The organism is Xanthomonas sp. 3793 (genome assembly GCF_024806835.1).
GTDB lineage: Bacteria > Pseudomonadota > Gammaproteobacteria > Xanthomonadales > Xanthomonadaceae > Xanthomonas > Xanthomonas arboricola_F.
In genome coordinates this window covers 206,108-225,284 of sequence record NZ_JANTYU010000001.1, presented here as the reverse complement: position 1 = coordinate 225,284, position 19,177 = coordinate 206,108, and the positions used below count along the sequence as shown (strand labels likewise).

The window sequence follows — 19,177 nt, the reverse complement described above, 5'->3', positions numbered from 1 at the left end:
TGCGCGCGTGATGTGGTGTTGTTGTCTGCCGGCCCCGGCGATCTGGAACTGCTCACCATCAAGGCGGTGAAGGCGCTATCAGTGGCGCAGGTGCTGCTGCTGGACGACCTGGCCAACCCCGACATCGTCGAGCTGGCACCGCAGGCGCGCGTGATCCGCGTCGGCAAACGCGGTGGTTGCCGTTCCACGCCGCAGGAGTTCATCTGCCGGTTGATGCGGCGTTACGCGTTGCAGGGGTTGCGCGTGGTGCGGGTCAAGGGCGGCGATGCGTTGTTGTTCGGCCGCGCGGGCGAAGAGATCGACTTCCTGCGCCGCGCCGGCGTGGGCGTGCAGGTGGTCAATGGCGTGAGCGCTGCGTTCGCTGCCGCAGCATCGCTGGAAGTGTCATTGACCCACCGCAGCCACTGCCACGGCATCACCTTCGTCACCGCGCACACGCACGACCATGGTGAGCCGAACTGGGCTGCGCTGGCGGCCAGCGGTACAACGCTGGGCATCTACATGGGATTGCGCCGCGCAGACGCGTTGGCCACGGCGTTGCTACTGCATCTTCCGGCCAGCACGCCGGCCGCCATCGTGCAGGCGGCCACGCGGCCGGAGCAGCAGCGCAGGCTGACCACGCTGGGCGAGCTGGGGACTACTGCGGCAGCGCTGCTGCCAGGTCTGCCCACCTTGCTGTTGGTGGGCGATGCATTGTCCGAAGCATCGCTGGCCTGCGACGACCGCTTCGGTGCGGTGCAGCAGCAGGCGGCGGGTTAGGCGTACCTTGTCATGCCGCCCGGGATCGTGCGGCGTGGCGTGAGCTGATCAGACGCGCGTGACGGCGCGAGCGAGTGTGTTGCAACAGGCTTGACCCGATGCGGGACGTGTGCGGGCTTGATCGCTGGTCGATCAGTGGCACAGTGCGGAGACGTATCGCATCCGTGCCACAGCCGCGTGCGGGCGCATGACGCCGGCACCTACGGTGCTCTAAGGACGATCCTGCGCACGCTCCGCCTGCAGCAGGGGCGCTACGCGCTGCCAGCCCATCTCGCGCCTGCGTCCACCATCCGATAGGGCAGGGCACAGTACGGGGCGCGTCGCTTCGCAACGTGCGTCCCGCAGATGATGCCGTTCCCCAACACGCACGCGTGCATGCCATCCGAGCGCCAGGCTAGCCGTCGGCAGCAACTGCGCCGTCATTGGTAGCGCTAACCGTTTCGCGATGCGTGGACCCCTTCTTTGCCAGGCAAGGTGTGCAAGATTTGCGCAGCGAGCGCAGCGGTTTTTTCCTGCATGTGCTCGTTTGCCACCATTTTTGCTGTATTTGCGGGTTGGCACGAATGTTGCGTTGAGCTCCTCACCGAATGACGTACCCGATGCATCGAGAGGAGGCACAGTGGAAGACGGACAGAACAGTACTCGTAGCCGGCGCGGCTTCGCCGCATTGGACCCGGAGAAGCGTCGCGTGCTGGCCAGCAGCGGTGGCAAGGCTGCGCATGCCAGCGGTAACGCGCACGAATTCACTAGCGACGAGGCACGGGAAGCAGGTCGGAAAGGCGGCCAGGCAGTGAGCCGCGACCGCGATCATATGTCGCGTATCGGCAGCAAGGGTGGGCGATCCAAGCAGGCCAAGCCGCAGGAAGAATCCGCGTAATCAACGGCACGGCGCGCGATTGCGTGCCGTCGGTGATTCAGGGGGCGCAGGCCCTGCGCTGCAGAGCGCAGGGCCTGCTGTTTTTTAAGGCGCAAGCCGCTCAGATACGCGCCCGCACAAACAATCGATTGCAACCGGATGACCTCGGTGACGGCGATTACCACGTCCTGTTCATCAGCGCGGCCCTAACTGCTTGATGTGCAACGCATTGCTAACGCTTCGGAAATTTTTGCAGCTTTTGCTGCGAACACTATCGATTGCAGGGCAAATTTTCCGGCTTCCGCTGCTGGGCGTTTCAGCGTCGGCAGAATTTGCAGACCTCGCAAACCCTGCGATGTGGTAACGCTGGCGCTGAAACATCCTGCTATCGACGACAGCCAGGACATCGGGGGCAGGATGGCCGCGTGCGGCCAGGCCATGGGTGAAGCGACCGCCTCCAAGGCCATCGTCGAACGCGCGATGGCGAGCCGCCTGTTCGATCACCTGGAGATCGGTACGTAGACCGCTTTGTCGAGCGCGGCCGGGGGGTAAATGTCGAGATACCTCACGCCTGCGAGCAGATTCTTCAGCGGGAGCCGCCCTGGTGCACTGGTAGGCGTCGCATCCGCCCGAGGGGATCGCAGGCTGTCCGATTCGAGACGCCACCCTGTCACCTTGCCAAGCAGCAAACCGCGGGTGCGGTACGGTCAGCCCCATGGATGCCCGCGCTGCAAGGTTTTTTGCTTCTGGGCGGCAAGCGCTTACCCTTGAACGCTCTTTGGCAACGCAACTGGATCATGACGACGCATCTCGATTACCCGATCGGTACGCCTGGCCAGCCGTGGGGCGATGGCGAACGCAGTGCATGGCGCGCGCGCCAGGCAGTGCAGCGCAGTTACGCATCGGAGGTGGTACGGCTCATCGAGGCCGTGGATGAGCGCTACCAATGCGTGCACTACGGCACCATCGAAGCAGGCCCCGCGCAGTACCCGCTGCTGGCATTGCGCAGTGCCGTATGGGACAGCACGCTGCCGTGCGCATTGGTGACCGGCGGCGTGCATGGGTACGAAACCAGTGGCGTGCAGGGCGCGCTGCTGTTTTTGCAGCAACGTGCTGCCGATTATGCGGGCAGGATCAACCTGCTGGTTGCACCGTGCGTCAATCCGTGGGGCTATGAGCGTATCCAGCGCTGGAACGCCGAGGCGGTCGATCCGAACCGCTCATTTCGTGCCAACAGCCCAGCCGCAGAGTCGGCGGCCCTGATGCAACTGGTCGCCGCAACGGCGGGCAACATGCTGGTGCATATCGACCTGCACGAAACCACCGACAGCGATGAAAGCGAGTTCCGTCCTGCGTTGGCGGCGCGCGATGGCGTGCCGTTCGTGCCTGGCAGCATTCCGGACGGGTTCTATCTGGTGGGCGATAGTCAAGACCCGCAAGCGGCGTTTCAACATGCAGTGATCGCGGCAGTGGAGCGGGTCACCCATATCGCACCGGCCGATGCGCAGGGGCAGATCATCGGTGCGCCGGTGACCGGCCATGGCGTGATCAATTACCCGGTACGACGCCTGGGCCTGTGCGCCGGCATCACCGATGCGCGCTATCGCACCACCACCGAGGTGTATCCGGACAGCCCGCGCGCAACGCCGCAGCAGTGCAATGCCGCGCAGGTCGCGGCGATTTGTGCGGCACTGGATTACGCGCTCTCACAAGCGTGAAACGATGCAGGCTGCTGCTCGAGCGCGTGCTCGCGACGCGCTCGAGCCGCCTGGTGCCGCATGCGGGCAGGCGGTCCCTGCAGGCAAAGGACTGGCGCAACCACGCGGCATTGCTTCAGGGCAGGCGTCGCTGCGCGGTGGCGTCCTGCACATAGGTCGCAACCAGTTGCGCCTCAATCGGCTTGGACAACAGATACCCCTGGGCCTCATCGCAGCCCCAGCTGCGCAGCAACGCAATCTCGTCGGCATGCTCGATGCCCTCGGCAACGGTGCGATAGCCCAGCGCGCTGGCCAGGCGCACCACCGCTTCTGCGCGCATCTGCATGCCGGCCTTGCTGGCAATGCCGGTGACCAGCGAGCGATCCAGCTTGAGCACATTGACCGGCAGTTCGGTGAGGTAGCCGAAATTGCTGTAGCCGGTACCGAAATCGTCGATGGCCACGCTGACGCCAGCGTCGCGCAATGCGCGTAGCCGCGGAATGGCCTCGACATTGCTGCGCAACCAGCGGCCTTCGGTGATTTCCAGCTCGATTCGGCTGGTGGGGATGGCCAGGTCCTTGCAACGATTGATCACATCGGCGGCCAGGTTGATGTTGCCGAAATCGCGCGAGGACAGATTGATCGAGATGGAAAAATCCAGGCCTTGCGATCGCCATTGCGCCAGTTGCAGCAATGCGCTTTCGATCACCCAGTTGGTGACCGTGCACATCAGCGCGGTCTTTTCGAACAATGGAATGAACTCGTCCGGGCCGATCGGGCCCAGGCTGGCATGCCGCCAGCGCAGCAGCGCTTCGAATCCGATCACCGACAGATCCTGCAGGTCGATGCGTGGCTGGAACACCAGCCGGAAATCGCCGGCATCCAGCGCCTTTTCCGCGTCCAGCGCCAGCCGATACGAGCGCTGGATCGCGTCGTCCTGCGATGCGCTGTACCAGCACATCACCGCATTGTTGCTGATGGCATCGCCCAGCGAGACCAGCCCCTTGCGCATCACATCGTTGGTGTCTGGTTGTTGCGGTGCGAAGCGCACCACACCGGCATGGAACGTCAGCGACATCGGCACACCGGCGGCATCCACCGGCTTGTGCAGCATGTCGCGCAAATCCAGCAACAGGTCTTCCATCTCGTCGGGCGCTGAGTTCAGCAGAAAAAAAGCAAAGCGCATCGGGGCGACGTGATAGACGGTGGCCTTGCCACGCAGGGCGCGTGTCAGCACGTAGCTGGCATGACGGATCAGCTCTTCCAGCGGCTGCATGCCCAGCGCCTGGCGTGCCTCATTGGCCGCCTGGGTGTCGTAGACCTCGATAAAGGCCGCGATGGTCGGCACGCTGTGGCTGCCGAAGGCCAGGGCATCCAGGTCCGATTGCAGCTGACGCGCATTGAGCAGGCCGCTATGTGGTTCACGCCGGCCCGCGCCGAACTGCAACTCCAGCTGCGCAGCGGCCACGTTGGCAAACATCAGCAGCTGCTGGTGTTCCTGGCTGGCAAGGCGGCGCTCGCGCGTGTCGATCACGCACAATGTGCCGGTGATGCCCGCTTGCGGCGCACCGACCGGGACGCAGGCGATAAAGCGTGCAGGCAGTCCGGGGAAAGCGGCGTCGCCGAGTTGGATCGGCTCAAGCGCGGGATGTTCGATCAACTCCGTCACCCCGTTGGAGGCGGCAGGGGCACGCTGACACAGCACGATGGCTTGCTCGACCTGATGGGTGCTGATGCCGCGCGATGCGAGCACACGCATGCGGCCGGCTTCGGTAATGGTCAATGCCGCTGCCGGTGCGACCAGCGCATGGCAGAGCAGGCGAGCGATCTGTTCGAGCGGCTCCATCCCGCCGAGATCGATCGGCACGCCGGACCAGTCGAACTGGCGTTCCGGTGATTTGTCTCCCGAAGCAAGCGTCATGTCGTCAGGTTCCGTGTTGAAGATCACACACTGCAGGGCTACTAGAAACAAATCGAAGTCATCGAAGAGTGACGAGCGGGAGCATGCTGCCATCGCAAGCGGTCGCGTCTGCGAGCAGCACACCACACTAAGTGTTAAGCGACGCGCGTCTCGCCTCACGCCTTGGCTTATACAAATATCGCATTGCACCGCCCGGCGTCGACCGGTAATTGGTTTTATCGATCCAGGCGGACTCAGGCAATTCAGTTGCGCTCATCACATTGTTTTGCAGCACGGAATAAACTTGTCGTGCCCGCTTATAGGGTTCGATCAGCTGTCACGCAATTTGGCATGTATCGGTTCGCGCGATGCGGCGGGCTCGACAAATCAATCAACTCCTGCATGCGGAAATAGATAGTTGATTTACCCGTAGTGCCCGCTAGAAGGCCTTGCGGGTCGCGCCTTGTGAGGCTTGCATTCCGTTTAAAGCGGGCGCTAGTAAACGAGTCGACAGTTTATGGCCGTGTAATGGATGTATTTATAGTTAGTGATACTCAGCACAGTTTGATCAAGTTGATTCGCCTATTAATTTGGCAGCGTATTTACCAGGGATTGGTATTAATCACCCTCATCCTTAAGTGACCCATCTGAAGCGGGTCACTCTCTAAATCCATCGGATTGCCATATCCACCTCCGTCATCGAAGGCGCGCACGTGCGTGTGCGCTGATCTATCGCGGTCAATCAGGGGAATCGGAATGAATCGTGCATTTGCGCTGGTCTGGAACGCAGCCATCGGCAATTGGGTCGTGACGCATGAGCTGGTGCGGCGTCGACGTAAGCCCGGCGGGACGCGTCGGGCGTTGCCGAGTCTGGTGGTTCTGGCGGTGGGGGCCGCCGCTCCCGCATTGGCCTGGGGTGCATGCACGCCCGCACTGCCTGCCGCCGGCGCGACCGTCACCTGCAGCGGTCTGCCGGTCACCAGTAATGCGTTTTCCAGTGGCGCGAATAATCTGACCGTCAACGTGGCTGCCGGCACACAGATGACCGCAGGCTTGCTGGGCGGTACCGCCATCGCGCTCAGCGGCACCAATGCCACGCTCAACAACAGCGGCACCATCGATCCATCCGTGCTTGGCCTGCTGTCGGTATTGAGTACCGGCGTCAGCATGGGCAACGCAAGCTCGACCTCGGTGGTTGCCAATAATCTTGTCGGCGGCACCATCTACGGCACTGGCGGGTTGCTGGGCGCCAACCTGCTCAATCTCGATGGAATGGCATTGGGAATGACCTCTGCCAGCAATGGCGTCGTGCAGATCAATAATGCCGGCACGATCACCAGCCGCTCGCTGCTCAACCTCTCGCTACTGGGTGCCGACACGCCAGTGATCGCCGTCAGTGGCGGTGGCACCGTCAATGCGGTCAACACCGGCACCATCGAGGGACGGGTCGGTTTTCAGAGTTCGGCCACCGGCAACAGTTTCGTCAACTCCGGCACCATCAACGGCAGCGTGTCGATGGGTGCCAACAGTAGCAATACCTTCACCGCAGTCACGGGCGGAAGCATCAACAGTGCTGGCGGACTCGGACTGGAATTGCTTGGCCCAGGCGGCTTGCTGAGCTTTGCCCGCACCGGCGTGGTGGATGGCGGTGCGGGAGGAACCAACACGCTGATCCTGCAAAATTCAGCCACCGGAACCGGCAGCGGCGTGACCGGCGTCGGCACGGCAAGCACCGATCAGTACATCAATTTCGGCAGCCTGCGTGTCAATAGCGGCACCTGGGCCTTGAGCGGCGCGAGCAACTTTGGCAGCAGCGCGCTCAATGGAGGTGTGCTGCAATTTGCGACGCCCGCACAATTGGGCACGACGATCGCGTCCAACGGCGGCACGCTCGAAGCCACCGCTGCCGGGCTGACGCTGGCTCCGGCCGGTGGCATTGCGCTTGCGGCGGGCGGTTTGACCGTGCAGGGCACCAATGCGCTGACGATCGGCAGCACGCTGACAGGGACGGGCGCACTCACCAAGGCCGGTACCGGCGGATTGAACCTCACCGGCAGCAATACCTTCAGCGGCGGCGTCAATCTGGGCGGAGGCACGCTGACCGCAGGCAATAACGCTGCATTGGGAACCGGGACCGTCACCGCCTCCGGCGGGAGCCTGCTGGCCGGTGCCGCACTCGACTTGACCAACGCTTTTGTGTTGAACAACACCCTTGGCATTGGCGGGACCAATACCGTGCGGCTGGGCGGTGTTGTCAGCGGAGCCGGTGCGCTCACCAAGACCGGCACGGGCACGCTCACGCTTGGCGGCGCCAATACCTATTCCGGCGGCACCACGCTGAGCGCGGGCACCACGGTGCTGGAAACCTCCGGCGCGCTCGGAACCGGTACCGTCACTGCGGCAGGCGGGTCGCTGGACACCACCGCACCGTTGACCTTGAACAATGCGTTTGCACTCAATACCACGCTGAGCCTGGGTACAAGTGGCGGTGCACTCAGCTTGACCGGTGCGCTTGCAGGAACCGGCGGCATCACCAAGACGGGCTTCGGCACGCTTGCGCTTGGCGGAACAAACACCTATTCAGGCACAACGACGCTGACAGCAGGCACGCTGCAACTGGGCAATAGCTCGGCGCTGGGCACCGGGGTGTTGCGTGTTACCGACAACGCCAGTCTCAGCACCAGCGCATCGCTGGCGGTGAACAACGCGGTCGATCTTGTCGGGCCGTTGACGTGGACGGGCGCGCAGGCACTGACCCTGGGTGGCGCCATCACTGGCAGCGGCAGCCTGATCAAGAACGGTGCCGGCGATCTCACCTTGACCGGTACCAACGGCTATACCGGTGGCACCGCGTTAAACAACGGGCGTCTGGTAGTCGGCTCGAATGCTGCACTGGGCACCGGTACCTTGACCGCCAGCGGCGGCGTGCTCGATGCAGGCACCGCGGCGACATTGGGCAATGCGATTGCGCTCACCGGCAATCTGGGCGTGGCCAGCAATGGCACTGCCCTGAACTTGAGTGGTTCGATCAGCGGCACCGGTGCGTTGAGCAAGCTCGGCACCGGCACGCTCACGCTGGGCGGGTTGAACACTTACAGCGGTGGCACCACGCTTGCCGGCGGTACCTTGCAGGTGACCAATAACGGGGCGCTCGGCAGCGGCGCACTCAGCCTCGGCGGCAACGCCAACCTGCAGGGCACGACGCCTACCACGCTGACCAACGCCATCGCATTGAATAGCAGCGCGTTGACGCTCAACGGCGCGCAGGGGCTGACGCTGGGCGGCGGTATCAGCGGTGCCGGCAGCCTGGTCAAGACCGGTAGCGGCGATCTGACCCTCAGCGGCAACAATCTGTACACCGGCGGCACCTCGCTGAATGCGGGCAAGCTTGTGGTCGGCAGCGACACGGCGCTGGGTGTGGGCGCATTGACCGCAGCGGCCGGCACCACGCTGGACAATCTCGCGGTGAACACGCTCTCCAATGCCATCGCGCTGACAGGTTTGGTCAGCATCGGCGGCAGCAATGCGCTGACACTCACTGGCGGCATCAGCGGTGCCGGAAGCCTGGACAAACTCGGCCCCGCCAGCCTGACCCTGACCGGAAACAACACCTACACCGGTGGCACGCTGTTGACTGCGGGCAGCCTGGTATTGGGCAGCGATGCCGCACTGGGCACAGGCAGCCTCACCGTTGCCGGCGGTCAGCTCGATGGCACCGCGGCACGCGTGCTCACCAACGACGTGGTGTTGAATGCCGATCTATCGCTCGGAGGCAGCCAGGACCTTGTGCTCAATGGAGGCATCAGCGGTGCGGGCGGCCTGGTGAAAAACGGCGCTGCCGCACTGACGCTGGCCGGCGCAAACACCTTTACCGGCGGCGTGGATCTCAATGCGGGTGCATTGCTGATCGACAGCGGCGCGGCCCTGGGAAGCGGCACGTTGACCGCTGCCAACGGCACCCAGTTGCAGGCGAGCACCGCAGCGACGCTGGGCAATGACGTCGTCTTGAACGGTGCGCTGTCGCTGACCGGCAACAACGCGCTGGGCTTGACCGGCACGGTGAGCGGAGCCGGCAGCCTGATCAAGCAGGGCACCGGTGCGTTGACGCTGGCCGGCAACAATGCCTATGCCGGCGGCACGCTGTTGGATGCGGGGTTGCTGATCGTCGGCAGTGACACGGCGCTGGGTAGCGGTGCGCTCATTGCGGCCGACGGCACGCTGCTAAGTGCCGCGATCGCTGCAAGCCTGCAGAACGCCGTCACGCTCAATGGTGCGCTCGGCATCGACGGCCAGGCGCTCACGCTCGATGGCGTGATCGATGGCGCGGGCAGCCTGATCAAGAGCGGTACGCAGACGCTCACGCTCACAGGCAACAACAGCTGGGGCGGCGGGTTGCAGCTGCAAGCGGGCGGGTTAGTGGTCGGCAGCAACACGGCATTGGGGACCGGCACGCTCACCGCTGCAGGCGGCACGACGCTCGATGCCACCACGTCCGTGGCGTTGGACAATGCACTTGCCTTGAACGGAGCGCTGACGTTGCCCGGTACGCAGGACATCGCGCTGGACGGCGTGATCAGCGGCGCCGGCAGCCTCGTCAAGCAGGGCACGGCAACACTGACCCTGGGCAATGCCAATACCTTCAGTGGCGGGGTCACCCTGGATGCCGGCCGCCTGGTGCTTGGCAACGCTGCAGCCTTGGGCGTGGGCGGACTGTTGGTCGGTGGCGCTAGCGAACTGGATGCCAACACTGCGCTTGCGGTCGGCAATAGCGTGCAATTGAACAGCCAGCTCTCGCTGATCGGCAGCAACGACCTGGCCTTGAACGGCACCATCAGCGGCACCGGAAGCCTGGTCAAAGACGGCACCACCACCGTGTCGCTCAATGGCAGCAACAGCTATAGCGGCGGCACCACGCTCAACGCCGGCACGATTGCGGTGGGGGCCGACAACGCGCTCGGTACCGGCAGCTTGTCGGTTACCGGCGATTCGGTGCTGAGCAATGCCATCGCGGTGGCCTTGAGCAATGGCATCGATCTGTCTGCGGCGCTTACCGTCGACAACGCGGCCGACATGCTGGCCAGCGGCACCATCAGCGGCGCGGGCGCGCTGACCAAGACCGGCCTCGGCACCTTGACGCTGAGCGGCGGCAATACCTACACCGGCCCGCTGGCGATCCAGGCCGGCACCGTGGTGGCCAGCACCGCCGCATCGCTCGGCAATGCAAGCAACGTCGATGTGGCAGCCGGCGCATCCTTGAACCTGACCAACGGCGGATTGATCAACGCACTCACCGGTGCGGGGGGCGTCGCTACCGATGCCGGCGCCACCCTGCAGTTGGGCAGCGGCAACTTCGCCGGCAGCCTGGGCGGTGGCGGCAATCTGGACAAGGTCGGCGCCGGCACCGTGAACCTGCTCGGCTCCAGCGTGATCGGCGGCGCCACCCAGGTGAGCGGCGGCACCCTGGACGTGGTGGGCAGCCTGGGCACGAGTGCGTTGAATGTGCTCGCTGGCGGCACGCTCACCGGTACCGGCCCCAGTGGCAGCATCGGCAGCGATGTGACCATCGGCAATGGCGGCCGGCTGGCGTTGAGCAGCGGTTCCTCGCTCAGCATGGGCGGGCTGACGTTGGCACCGGGCGCCTTGATGGACGTGTCGCTTGCGGCGCCCAGCAACACGCGCCTGCTTGCGGTCAACGGCAATCTCACCCTCGACGGCACGCTCAATGTCATCGACATCGGCGGCTTCGGCTCCGGCGTGTATCGGTTGATCGATTACACCGGCGTGTTGACCAACAACGGCATGCTGTTCGGCAGCATCCCCGGCAGCGTCGATATCAGCCAGCTGGCATTGCAGACCGCGATCGGCCAGCAGATCAACCTGGTGGTGACGGCGCCGGGCAGCATCGTGCAGTTCTGGGACGGCGTGCAGACCACGGCCAACGGTAGCGTCGATGGCGGCTCGGGCGTGTGGGGCGCTGCCACCAACTGGACCGGCCAGGACGGCTCGGCCAACAGCACCTGGCAGGGCGATTTTGCCGTGTTCTCCGGCACTGCCGGCAGCGTCGGCGTGCAGGGCGCGCAAAACATCGGCGGCCTGCAGTTTGCGAGCGATGGCTACCTGTTGAGCGATGCCGGTGCGGGCACGCTGGCAGTGGCTAGCCCGCTCACCGCAATCCGCGTCGACCCGGCGGCCACCGCCACGATCGATGTCGCCATCGCCGGCATCGGTGGCGTAGAGAAACTCGACACCGGCACCTTGGTGCTCGACGCAGCCAACAGCTATACCGGCGGCACCGCGCTCAGTGGCGGCACGCTGGTGCTTGGGGATGCGCAGGCACTTGGCACCGGCGCATTGACCGCCGCGGCCGGCACCAGCCTCGATAACAACCAGGCAGTGGCGCTGGGCAATGCGGTGGTGGTGAATGGCGCACTGACTCTGGTGGGTAGCAACGACCTGAGCGTGTCCGGGCCGGTCAGTGGTGCGGGCGGCTTGATCAAGAACGGTACGACCGCGCTGACGCTCGATGGCAGCAACAGCTACGCGGGCGGCACCGTGTTGAACGCCGGCACGCTGGCGGTGGGCAGCAACACCGCCCTGGGTGTCGGCAGCCTGTCGGTGCTGGGCAACTCCACCTTGAGCAATGCCGTCGCGCTGGCGCTGGGCAACGGCGTCAACCTGGGTGCGGACCTGACCATCGCCAGCGCTGCGGATCTGGCACTGACCGGCACGCTCAGTGGTGCCGGTGCGCTCACCAAGACCGGCCTGGGTACCTTGACCTTGTCCGGCGTCAACAGCTTCAGCGGCCCGGTGGCGGTGCAGGCGGGTGTGCTTGCCACCTCCGCCACCGGCAACCTGGGGGCCGCCAGCGCGGTGGATGTCGCCGCAGGTGCGGGGCTGTCGTTGGGCAGCAGTGCAGCGCTGGGCGCGGTGACCGGGCAGGGTGCGGTCGACATCCTCGGGGGCAACACGCTGCAGCTGGGCGTCAACAACGTCGGCAGCACCTTTGCGGGTAGTCTGAGCGGCGCCGGCAACCTGGACAAGGTGGGCACCGGCACGCTGCAGCTCACCGGTACCAGCGCGCCGGGCGGCACCACGCAGATCCTCGGCGGCACGCTGGATGTGGATGGCACGCTGGCCAGTGCTGGCGGCCTGAGCGTTGGCGCCGGCGGCAGCTTGAGCGGCAGCGGCGTGGTCGATGCGGCGGTCACCGTCAACGATGGCGGCCGTCTGGTGGTGAGCAGTGGCGCATTGCTCACCACCGGCAGCTTGAGCATGGCGCCCAACGCCACGCTCGATGCATTCCTGGGCATCCCGAGCCAGACCGGCGTGCTGGCGGTCAACGGCGACCTCACGCTGGACGGCACGCTCAACATCACCGACATCGGCGGCTTCGGTACCGGTGTGTATCGCCTGATCGACTACACCGGTGCGTTGACCGACAACGGCCTGGGCATCGGCACGCTGCCCGGCACCGTGGACCCGACCCAGCTGACGCTGCAGACCGCACTGGCACAACAGATCAACGTGGTGGTGCTGGCGCCGGGCAGCAACGTGCAGTTCTGGGATGGTGCGCAAACCGTCGCCAACGGCGCCATCGATGGCGGCAGCGCTGCATGGACGGCCGGCGGCACCAACTGGACAGCGATCGACGGCCTGACCAACGATACCTGGCAGAACAGCTTCGCAGTGTTCGCCGGCACTGCCGGTACCGTGGCCGTGCAAGGCACCCAGGGCATCACCGGCATGCAGTTCGTCACCGATGGCTATGTGCTGAGCGACGGCGGTGCCGGTGCGTTGAGCGCCAATGCCGCCAACACCATCATCCGCGTCGACCCTGGTGTAACCGGCACGATCGATGTCGCCATCGGCGGCGCAGGCGCACTGCAGAAACTCGACACCGGCACCTTGGTGCTCGACGCAGCCAACAGCTACACCGGCGGCACCTTGCTCGATGGCGGCACGCTGGTGCTGGGCGATGCGCAAGCGCTGGGCACCGGCACGTTGACCGCAGCGGCCGGCACCAGCCTCGATAGCAACCAGGCACTGGCGCTGGGCAACGCGGTGGTGGTGAATGGCGCGTTGAATCTGCTTGGCAGCAACGACCTGAGCGTGTCCGGCCCGGTCAGCGGTGCGGGCAGCCTGATCAAGAACGGCGCCACCACGCTGACGCTCGACGGCAACAACAGCTACGCGGGGGGCACCGTGTTGAATGCCGGCACGCTGGCGGTGGGCAGCAACACGGCCTTGGGCAGCGGCACGTTGTCGGTGACCGGCGCTTCGGTGCTCAGCAATGCGATCGCCGCCGCGCTGGGCAATACGGTCAACCTGGGCGCAGCGCTCACCGTCGACAACCCGGCCGATCTGACCTTGTCGGGTGCCATCGGCGGCAACGGCGCGCTGATCAAGACCAATACCGGCACGCTGACGCTGGACGGCAGCAACAGCTATACCGGCGGCACCACCGTCAGTGCCGGCACGCTGGCGGGCAATAGCGGCAGCTTGCAGGGCGCGATCGTCGACAACGCCACCGTGGCGTTCAACCAGGCAGCCGATGGCGTGTTCAGCGGTTCGATCACCGGCACCGGCAACGTGGTCAAGGACGGCGCGGGCGCGCTGTTGCTCAACGGTGCCAATGGCTACAGCGGCGGCACCACGATTGCGGCCGGCAGCTTGATCGGCGACAGCACCAGCGTGCAGGGCGACATCGTCAACAATGCGGCACTGGTGTTCAACCAGACCACCGGCGGGGTGTATGCCGGTGTAGTCAGCGGGACCGGCTCGCTGGAGAAGGCCGGCAGCGGCGCACTGCAACTGACCGGTGCCAACAGCTATGCCGGCGGCACGCTGGTGAGTGCCGGCAGCTTGATCGGCACGACCACCAGCCTGCAGGGCGATGTGGTGAACAACGCCACGCTGGTCTTCGACCAGTCTGCCGATGGCACCTTTACCGGCATCGTCAGCGGCGCCGGTAGCGTGGTGAAACAAGGTGCCGGCGTGCTCACGCTGGCCGGTGCCAACACCTATGGCGGCGGCACCGCCATTGCCGACGGCACGCTGCAGGGCACCACCACCAGCCTACAAGGCAACATCCTCGACAACGGTGTGCTGGTCTTCGATCAGGCCGGCGACGGCAGCTTTACCGGCAACATCGCCGGCAGCGGTGCGCTGATCAAGGACGGCAGCGGTGCGGTCACGCTGGATGGCGTCAACGGATATCTCGGCGGTACCACCATCAACGCGGGTACCCTGATCGGCGACACCGATAGCCTGCAGGGCACCATCGCAAACAACAGCGCGCTGGTGTTCGCGCAGAACGCCAGCGGCACCTACGCAGGTGCGCTGTCGGGCACCGGTAGCCTGCTCAAGGACGGCATCGGCACCCTGCTGGTCACTGCAGACAGCAGCGGCTTCACCGGCCCGACCACCATCACGGCGGGCACCTTGAGCGTCGGCAACCCGGCCAACCCGGGCGCCGCGATCGGCGGGCCGGTGACGGTGGGGCCGGGCGGTACGCTGACCGGCAGCGGCAGCATCGGCAGCCTGACCACGACCGGCGGTACCCTGGCCATCGGCGGCACCACCGGCACGATCAATGTGGGCGGCAACGCCACCATCGGCCCCGGCTCCACGGTGCAGGTCACGTCCGGCACGGGCGGTGTGGTGACGCCGGTGACGGTAGGCGGCGCGGCCACGCTGTCGCCGGGCAGCTCATTGGTGTTGGTACGTGCGGCCGACCTGCCATTGTTCACCGAGATTCCGGTGATCAACGCTGCTGGGGGACTCACCGGGCAATTCACCAACGTCTTCTCCGATTACGCGTTTATCGATCCCGACGTCAGCACCAGCGCAACGGGGTTGTCGGTGTCGCTGGGGCGCAACACCGTCGGCATGGTGGATACGGTGACCACGCCCAACCAGCAGTCCGCTGCCGCTGCGGTCGACGGCCTGTCGATCGATAGCCCGGTGTATCAGGCCGTCGTGCGTCTGCCGGACGACGCGCAGGCAGTCGCCACCGCCTTCGCGTCGCTGTCGGGCGAAAGCCATGCCAGCACCGCGACCGCCATGCTGGACAGCCGCTTTCTCAACAGCGGCATCGGCAGCCATCTGCGCGGCGACAGCCAGGACACCCGCATCGGTGACACCACCGTATGGATCACCGGGCGTAGCCTGCCCAATCGCGTCGACGGCGATGCCAACGCGGTTTCGGTACGCCGCGAAGACAACGGCATCATGGCCGGTGCAGAACGCCGCATCGGCGAGCGCAGCGTGCTCGGTGTGGCGGTGGGCAGCCAGGACATCGAAAGCTGGTCGCGCGAGTGGGGCGACCGCTCCGACATCGACGGCACCCATGTCGGTGTGTATGGCCAGGCCGATTGGTCCGCATTCTCGCTGCAGGGCGCGGTGGACTATGCGGACTACAGCGTGGACGGCGCGCGCCGGGTCGTGCTGCCCGGCGTGCTCGAGGAACGGCTCACCAGCCAATACGACGCCACTGCCGTGACGGTGTCGCTGGAAGCGTCGTGGAATCTGCGTACCGGCAATGCGGTGTACAGCCCGTTCATTGCCGCCGACTACACCCATCTGAAGACCGACGGGTTCACTGAGCGCGGCGGGATCTCCGGGTTGTCGGTCGACAGCGCCAAGGACGAATTCACCACCACTACCCTGGGTGTGCGCGGACGTTGGGAGCTTGGTCAGCAGGCCGCACTCTATGCCTCGGCGGGCTGGCGCCACGCGTTTGGCGATCGCGCGGTGCAGCGCTCGGCGGGCTTCATCGGCACCGGCTCGGAGTTCTCGGTGCAAAGCGTCACGCTGGCCAGGAATGCGGCCATCGGCGAGTTGGGCGTCAGCCTGATCACGTCGCCCAACAGCCGCATGTCGCTGTCGTTGCAAGGACTCAGCGGCGATGGACAGACCGCCTACGGCGGACAGGTGACCTGGGGCTGGAGTTTCTGATTGGCTCCCCGCAGTGAACGACAAAGCCCCGGCACGCCGGGGCTCTTTTTGCCGATCCGCTCGGCCAGGTGCGCATCGAGACGGATGAAGGCCCCGGCATGCCGGGACCTTCGCAGTCGCTGGCGTTACGCGGCCGGCGGATGCCGTCGCGCAACCGCCGCCAGCGCTGGATCAGAACTGCCAGCGCACACCGACATTGGCGTTGATGCTGTTGGAATCGGAACGTCCACGCTCGGCGCCCACATTGCCGTACAGCGAGAACGCGTCGTTGACCTGGTACCGCACGCCGACCGAGGCGCGCACGGCCTGCCTGGACACCGGCGTCCCGGCCACGTTGAAGCGCGCTTCCGGCAAGCCGGTGAACCAGGCGCTGAAGTCGGCGTTGGGGTTGCCCAGCAACGAGCGGTAGGCGACCAGACCATCGAAGCCCCACTTGCCGTGCGCCAGATGGCCGCGCACGCCCGCCTCGGCATACCCCGCGCGCAAGGTATCGCTGCCGGCGCTCAGGCCCAGACCGGTCACCGAGGCTTCGCTGAAGGCATCCTGGGTCTGGCTGACCACACCTGCGGCAACGAAGGGCGACAGCCCGGCATGCGGCAGCAGGCCGACTTCCGCACGCAGCGACCAGTTGGTGTCGTGGCGACGGTCCTGCAAGCGCTCACCGACGCTGCCGGCCTGCACGTTGCGCTCGGTCTCCACATTGCTCATGCCATAAGAACCGATGCCCGACAGGTACGCCTGGCCGATCGGCTGGTACAGGTACGCGGTCATCGCGTAACGGTCCGAGCGCAGACGGCTGGCCGAAGCATCGATGTGCGCGCGGTCCTGACCGGAGGTCACCGCAGCGCCCACCACCGTGCCGGCACTGCCGACCGGCACATCCACACCGAAGGTGGTGGCCTGCTGGGTGTAGTCGGCCGATGCAAACCCGCTGCGGCTCAGATCGCCATCCAGGTAGCTGCCCTGCATCCAGGTGGTCAGCGTGGTGGTGTCGGCCAGGTAGGGCAGGCGATCGGCAGCAACACGCGCATCGTTGAGTGCCGACTGGAAGCCCAGCGTGCGCTCGATACCGTGCACCTGGCCGGCCAGGGTCGGCAGCGATGCGGCAACCTGCGCATTGGATGCCGCCAGCAGCGAGCCGGTGGCGCTGATCAGGCCACCCAAATTTGCGGTGTCGCCGGATGCCACGCGGGTGTCCAGCACCTTGACCAGCGCATCGGCCTGGGCAGCGCCGTTGACCACGGCCTGCGGCGCACCCGCGGCCTGCGCACTGGCGGCCGACGCATTGCGGGTCAGGGTTGCGGTGACGGTGGTCGGGTCGTAGAAAAGCGATGCGGTCCAGAAGAAATTGTTGGCGTACTGCACGCGGTCGAACGTGCCTTGCAGGACACCGGCCCTGACGATCTTCTCGCTGCTGCCGACGCTGTAGCCGGACGCTTCCGGCAGCAACAGCAGATTGCCCTTCAGGCTGGCCACGCCTGTGACGGTCAACCCCTTGCCCAATTCGATGGCGGTGGTGCCGGTGCTGTTGACCAGGCTGTAGCCGCCGTTGATCACGCCGCCGCGCGACTCGAAGGTGGCCGAATTTGCCACCACAAGATCCGAGCGCAGGCTGCCGGACAGCGCCAGTACGCCGTCAGCAATCGTGGTGCCGCCGGTATAGGTGTTGTTGCCGCTCAGGGTGAGTTTGCCGCTGCCATTCTTGGTCAAGCTGCCGCTGCCTGAAATGTCGTTGCCGAAGGTGCTGTCGTAGCCTGCACCCACGGTGGCGGACCAGTTGCTGGCAAACTGGCCCGGGCCCTTGATCGCCTTGGCCGCGTTGACCAGGCCCCAGCCATACAGCGCATCCACGCCCGGGTCGCCCAGGTCGGTAGCGGTGGTCAGCAGGGTCTGTTGCAGGTTGGAGGCGCTCATCCACGGATACACACCCAGAACCTGCGCCGCGACGCCGCTGACCGCCGCGGTGGAAAACGAGGTGCCGGCGATCTGGCCCTGCAATTCGGTGCCGGCCAGCGCCGGAGCGGTGAAGCTGCCCGGTGCCACCAGGCACCATTGCGCAGCGGCGCCACAATGGTTGGAATAGCTGGTCAGACCGGCCGCATTGCCGGCACTGTCGACATTGATCGCGCCTACCGCCAGCCAGTTGTTGCGCACGCTGGCTTCCTGCACCGGCGTCGCCGCCGGATACGAGGCTTCGGCGGCGCCTTCGTTGCCTGTCGAGGCGACGATCAGCGCGTCTGCCTGCACCAGCGGCGTCAGCGCAAACCGCCAGGCGGCTGCCGCATTGGCGCTGCCGGCGGCGTCGGCATACGAGGCGCCCAGCGACAGATTGGCGATGCGCACGCCGGAGGCGGCCAGATCCACCGCCGCGCGGCGGGCCTGCTGGGTACCGCAGGAATTCTCTGCGCAGATCCGCGCATAGAACAGGTCCGCATCCGGAGCGACGCCACCGGCAAAGCCGTCCTGCGCCGAGCCTAACGCCAGCGCCGAGACGATGGTGCCATGGCCGCGCAGCGCGTTGGACGACGACTCGGGCGTACCCGGGCTGGCGGTGTAGTCGGTGAAGCCATCGACCTTGCCGGCAATCGGCGCGTAACTCGGCATCAGGTTGTCGTCCAGCACCGCCAGCTTCACCCCCTGGCCGCGGGCACCGGCCTGCTGCGCCAGATCGGCATTGATCGGCACCAGCAGATTGCTGCCGACGCCTTGATAACGGGCAGGCGCAGGTGTCGGAACCGGCGCGGTCTTGGGCAGCGGATCGGAGGTGGTGCCCGGGGTGGTCGGCGCGGTAGGCGTAGGTGCCGGCGCGATCACCGTACTCTGCGGCGGCTCACTGCGGACGTTGCCGCCACCGCCACCGCCGCCACATGCGGTCAGGACAAGACAGGAGGCGATGGTGGTTGCAAGTAGCGAGCGATTCATAAGCGTGGTCGATTCCGTTGTAGGCGCGCCGCTACCGCTGATTTTGAAATTTGGCGCAGAAGGTCCCAGCGCTGGCGGTCACCAACG

The 19,177-nt window shown here is 65.7% G+C and carries 7 protein-coding genes; 5 read left to right on the top strand and 2 right to left on the bottom strand.

Translation table 11 applies throughout. The features are described from left to right. Nucleotides 1-12: 12 nt before the first annotated feature. The 4 genes from cobA (at nucleotide 13) to FHY18_RS00955 (ending at nucleotide 3,333) form a co-directional block, all read left to right on the top strand. Nucleotides 13-759, top strand: a complete 747-nt coding sequence (gene cobA, locus FHY18_RS00970; RefSeq protein WP_259152445.1) for a uroporphyrinogen-III C-methyltransferase — start codon at nucleotides 13-15, stop codon at nucleotides 757-759. A 619-nt stretch (nucleotides 760-1,378) separates the two neighbouring features. Continuing rightward, complete coding sequence (locus tag FHY18_RS00965; RefSeq protein ID WP_005990975.1) at nucleotides 1,379-1,636, top strand: KGG domain-containing protein; 258 nt, start codon at nucleotides 1,379-1,381, stop codon at nucleotides 1,634-1,636. Between the two features lie 198 nt (nucleotides 1,637-1,834). Then, nucleotides 1,835-2,137, top strand: a complete 303-nt coding sequence (locus tag FHY18_RS00960) for a hypothetical protein (protein ID WP_259149436.1) — start codon at nucleotides 1,835-1,837, stop codon at nucleotides 2,135-2,137. Between the two features lie 275 nt (nucleotides 2,138-2,412). Next, a complete protein-coding gene (locus FHY18_RS00955; RefSeq protein WP_259149435.1) occupies nucleotides 2,413-3,333 on the top strand; it encodes a M14 family metallocarboxypeptidase in 921 nt (306 codons plus the stop codon). A 115-nt stretch (nucleotides 3,334-3,448) separates the two neighbouring features. On the opposite strand, the gene FHY18_RS00950 is transcribed toward FHY18_RS00955, so the two are convergent. Continuing rightward, nucleotides 3,449-5,260, bottom strand: a complete 1,812-nt coding sequence (locus tag FHY18_RS00950) for an EAL domain-containing protein (protein ID WP_259149434.1) — start codon at nucleotides 5,258-5,260, stop codon at nucleotides 3,449-3,451. A 708-nt stretch (nucleotides 5,261-5,968) separates the two neighbouring features. On the opposite strand from FHY18_RS00950, the gene FHY18_RS00945 reads away from it, so the two are divergent. Further along, nucleotides 5,969-16,168 (top strand): autotransporter-associated beta strand repeat-containing protein, encoded by a 10,200-nt coding sequence (locus FHY18_RS00945; RefSeq protein WP_259149433.1) that lies wholly within the window; start codon nucleotides 5,969-5,971, stop codon nucleotides 16,166-16,168. Between the two features lie 171 nt (nucleotides 16,169-16,339). Here the strand turns inward: FHY18_RS00945 and FHY18_RS00940 are convergent, their stop codons facing one another. Then, on the bottom strand, nucleotides 16,340-19,090 hold the full coding sequence (locus FHY18_RS00940; protein WP_259149432.1) for a S8 family serine peptidase: 2,751 nt from the start codon (nucleotides 19,088-19,090) through the stop codon (nucleotides 16,340-16,342). Between the last annotated feature and the right edge of the window lie 87 nt (nucleotides 19,091-19,177).